Raw genomic sequence first — 3,205 nt, 5'->3', positions numbered from 1 at the left:
TGCGATCTTTTGWTTTTAAAAACAAAATCAAAAGATCGCAGCCTTCGGCAGCTCCTACACAAAAGCGGTGTGACAGCGGTGTGACAGGTTTCTACCCATCGATGCAGGGCGATTGTGCAGTCTCGCAGGATTGTGCAACAGGGCGGCAGGAATCGACTAACGGCACCTTGCGCGCGGCCCTTAACCTTGGATCCTGTCGCAGCCCGTCCCCCGGCTGCCACGCGACTCCCTGGGAGGGTTGAACATGTCCAAGCAGATTCCCGTCAGTCATATGGCCTTCGTTCGAGCGCGCGCCGGCCGCTCCGCCGAACTGGGTGTACGCCTCAGTGCCTTGATCGAACCGTCACGCAACGCCCCCGGTTGCCTGAACTTTGCCCTGCAGCATTCGCAATGCGATCCGGAGCTGTGGCTGGTCTCCGGTTTCTGGAGCCATCAACAGGCAATGACCGCGTACTTCAACAGCCCGTCGATGCAGATCTTTGCCGAATTGGTTCAGGATCTGGTGGTCAACAGCCTGGATTTCCACACCTTCAAAGAAGTGTCGGCGGCGCAGGCGCTCGGACAATGCCCGGCACCGATACACAAACTCGCCGGTTGAGGGTTTAATGTCCGGCTTATTCATCTGAGCCAGGATGTGTGCCATGGCACGTAAAGAGTTCGAACACTTCGAAGCAGTCTCCGCAGTCGTCCCCGTCGAGCTGGGCGGCAATAAGGGTTATCACGCGGCAATCGCGGTCAAGGCCCTGGTCGATGGCGGTGCGCCACGTTTCCATAAACTGCTGGGTGATCAGGTGTTCCCCGGCGCCATCGCTGCCGATGACGCGGCGACCCAGGAGCTGGAACGTCTGCAGGGCGTCACTGATGACGCCGAGCTGATCTGGTAACTGCGCTTACTTGCCCGCCCCCGGGCGCCACATTTTGAACAGGGCTTCAGGCCCCAACTGGAAATAATCCGCCGGCCCGCCGCCGCGCAGAATCGGTTCTGCCGCGGCGGTGTCGTAGATCCCGTCCTTCAACAGCCACTTGGCGATATGCACGGCAACCACTTCGCCGAGAATCAGCCAGCTCGGCACGGTTTCGCCATCGGCGCGCTGCAACTGAATGATCTGCGTGACCTTGCACTCGAAGGACACCGGGCTTTCGGCTACCCGTGGCACTGCAATCAGCTTCGACGCCACCGGCGTCAGTCCCGCCAATTCAAACTCGTTGACCTCGGGCGCGACCATCGCGCAGCTCTGGTTCATCTGCTCGGCCAGTGGCCGGGTGGCGAGGTTCCAGGCGAACTCGCCGGTCTGCTCGATGTTGTTCAGGCTGTCTTTGCGTCCGACGCTGGAAAAACCAATGATCGGCGGAATGTAGTTGAACGCGTTGAAGAAGCTGTAAGGCGCAAGGTTTAGCCGGCCGTGGGCATCCTGCGAAGAAATCCAGCCGATAGGGCGCGGGCCGACGATGGCATTGAACGGATCGTGGGGCAGGCCGTGGCCGTGGGCGGGTTCGTAGAAGTGGATGTCATCGGACATGGTGAGTGAATTCCTGAGGCTGCTTTTCGGATGCAGTCATAGTGCAAGGACGCCCCGCATATTGCCAGCCAGACGCTGATCCCACTGTAGGAGCTGCCGAAGGCTGCGATCTTTTGTTTTTTTCAAGATCAAGATCAAAAGATCGCACCTTCGGCAGCTCCTACAGGGGGGCTGTATGTATTTGAGAAAAATGTGATGGTTCAGAAATGACTAAGCCCGGCCGAAGCCGGGCTGTGGAAGAGCTGCTGATATTCAGCTGATGGCTGCAGCAGTACCGGTTTTATCGAAGCCGTCAGCCGCGATGGCGTTGGCAGTACCGGTCTTGTCGAAGCCATCGGCAGCCACGGTTTTGCCGATGTTGGTTTTATCGAAACCGTCAGCGGCGTAAGTGCCCGAGTGGCTGGTTTCGATGGCGGCGCTGGCGCCGGAAATGAAGTCGGCCGATTTGGTTTTGTCCGAACCATCGGCAGCGAAAGTGTTGGCGGCCAATACGGACAGGGTCAGGGCGAGGATCAGTTTGGTTTTCATGTCAGTTACTCCAGATGCGTTGGCGATGTGTCTTGCTTGGATCTAATGCTACGCCAACTAAATTGATTAAAAAGCGCAAATAAATGCTAAAAACAATCGATTAACTTGATATTAAGGGCGGCGCATTCAATTCGCTTTCGTCGTCAGAGCGAGCGCCGCGCAGGTCATCGATCAGGTAGGTGCAGGATGCGGGAGATGCATTAACCGCTAATTAATGGCCTCCTTCGGGCTGTGTGACAGATTTTTCATACATTCCCGACCGGTTTTTCACCGGCGCAACGCCAGTCTGCCCACGGCCAGAAAACCAAGAACCGGCCGTCTCACACTGGAGCTTTGCTTGCGATGAATAAACTGCCTCAAATCACCCTGGCGTTCTGGGTCATGAAAATCTGCGCGACGACCCTGGGGGAAACCGCGGGGGATTTGCTGTCGATGACCCTCAACGTCGGTTACGCCCTCAGCTCGCTGATCCTGATCAGCGTGTTCGTGCTGACCCTGATCACCCAGTTGATGGCCAAGACCTACAAGCCGCTGCTGTACTGGATCGTGATTCTTTCCACCAGCACCGCCGGCACCACCATGTCCGACTTCATGGACCGCACCCTGGGACTGGGCTACGCCACCGGATCGATGATCCTGATTGCGATTCTGCTGGCGATCTTCGCGGCCTGGCGCCTGAGCGGCGATTCGCTGAACGTCAGCAAGGTGCAAACCTTCCGCGGCGAGATGTTCTATTGGATGGCGATTCTGTTTTCCAACACCCTGGGGACCGCGCTCGGCGACTACCTGGCCGATGATTCGGGCCTGGGTTTTGCCGGTGGCGCGCTGCTGATCGGCTCGACCATTGCCGTGGTGGTTGCGCTCAAATACTTCACCAGGATTTCGACCGTGGTCTTGTTCTGGGTGGCGTTCGTGCTGACCCGGCCGTTCGGTGCGACCTTGGGTGACCTGATGACCAAATCCCATGAAAAGGGTGGCCTGGACTTCGGCACCATCGGCTCGTCGGCGGTGCTGGCGGGGATTCTGCTGGTGATGATTGCCGGCGCGTCGTATGCGCAGAAACGTTATGGCAAGCCGCCGGTGGCCGAGTTGACTTGATAATCGGTTGAAGCGAAAAGATCGCAGCCTCCGGCAGCTCCTACAAAGGGAATGCGTTT

At 57.9% G+C, this 3,205-nt stretch carries 5 protein-coding genes; 3 read left to right on the top strand and 2 right to left on the bottom strand.

Translation table 11 applies throughout. The features are described 5' to 3' along the window. Window positions 1-244 precede the first annotated feature (244 nt). Together HT737_RS08700 and HT737_RS08695 are read left to right on the top strand one after the other, a co-directional pair. Window positions 245-598 (top strand): antibiotic biosynthesis monooxygenase family protein, encoded by a 354-nt coding sequence (locus HT737_RS08700; protein WP_027612495.1) that lies wholly within the window; start codon window positions 245-247, stop codon window positions 596-598. Window positions 599-641: 43 nt separating this feature from the next. Next, the gene (locus HT737_RS08695) at window positions 642-884 is read left to right on the top strand and encodes a hypothetical protein (protein WP_047296118.1); all 243 of its coding nucleotides are present in this window, start codon (window positions 642-644) and stop codon (window positions 882-884) included. A gap of 6 nt (window positions 885-890) precedes the next feature. Here HT737_RS08695 and HT737_RS08690 read toward each other — a convergent pair whose 3' ends face one another. Next, window positions 891-1,520, bottom strand: a complete 630-nt coding sequence (locus HT737_RS08690) for a flavin reductase family protein (protein WP_047296117.1) — start codon at window positions 1,518-1,520, stop codon at window positions 891-893. A 252-nt stretch (window positions 1,521-1,772) separates the two neighbouring features. Continuing rightward, window positions 1,773-2,048 (bottom strand): hypothetical protein, encoded by a 276-nt coding sequence (locus tag HT737_RS08685; RefSeq protein ID WP_086791830.1) that lies wholly within the window; start codon window positions 2,046-2,048, stop codon window positions 1,773-1,775. 342 nt (window positions 2,049-2,390) lie between these two features. On the opposite strand from HT737_RS08685, the gene HT737_RS08680 reads away from it, so the two are divergent. Beyond that, window positions 2,391-3,146 (top strand): hypothetical protein, encoded by a 756-nt coding sequence (locus HT737_RS08680; protein WP_182402240.1) that lies wholly within the window; start codon window positions 2,391-2,393, stop codon window positions 3,144-3,146. Window positions 3,147-3,205: the final 59 nt, after the last annotated feature.

It is taken from the genome of Pseudomonas sp. MD195_PC81_125, from assembly GCF_014060985.1.
GTDB lineage: Bacteria > Pseudomonadota > Gammaproteobacteria > Pseudomonadales > Pseudomonadaceae > Aquipseudomonas > Aquipseudomonas parakoreensis.
This window is presented reverse-complemented; position numbering and strand designations above follow the sequence as displayed.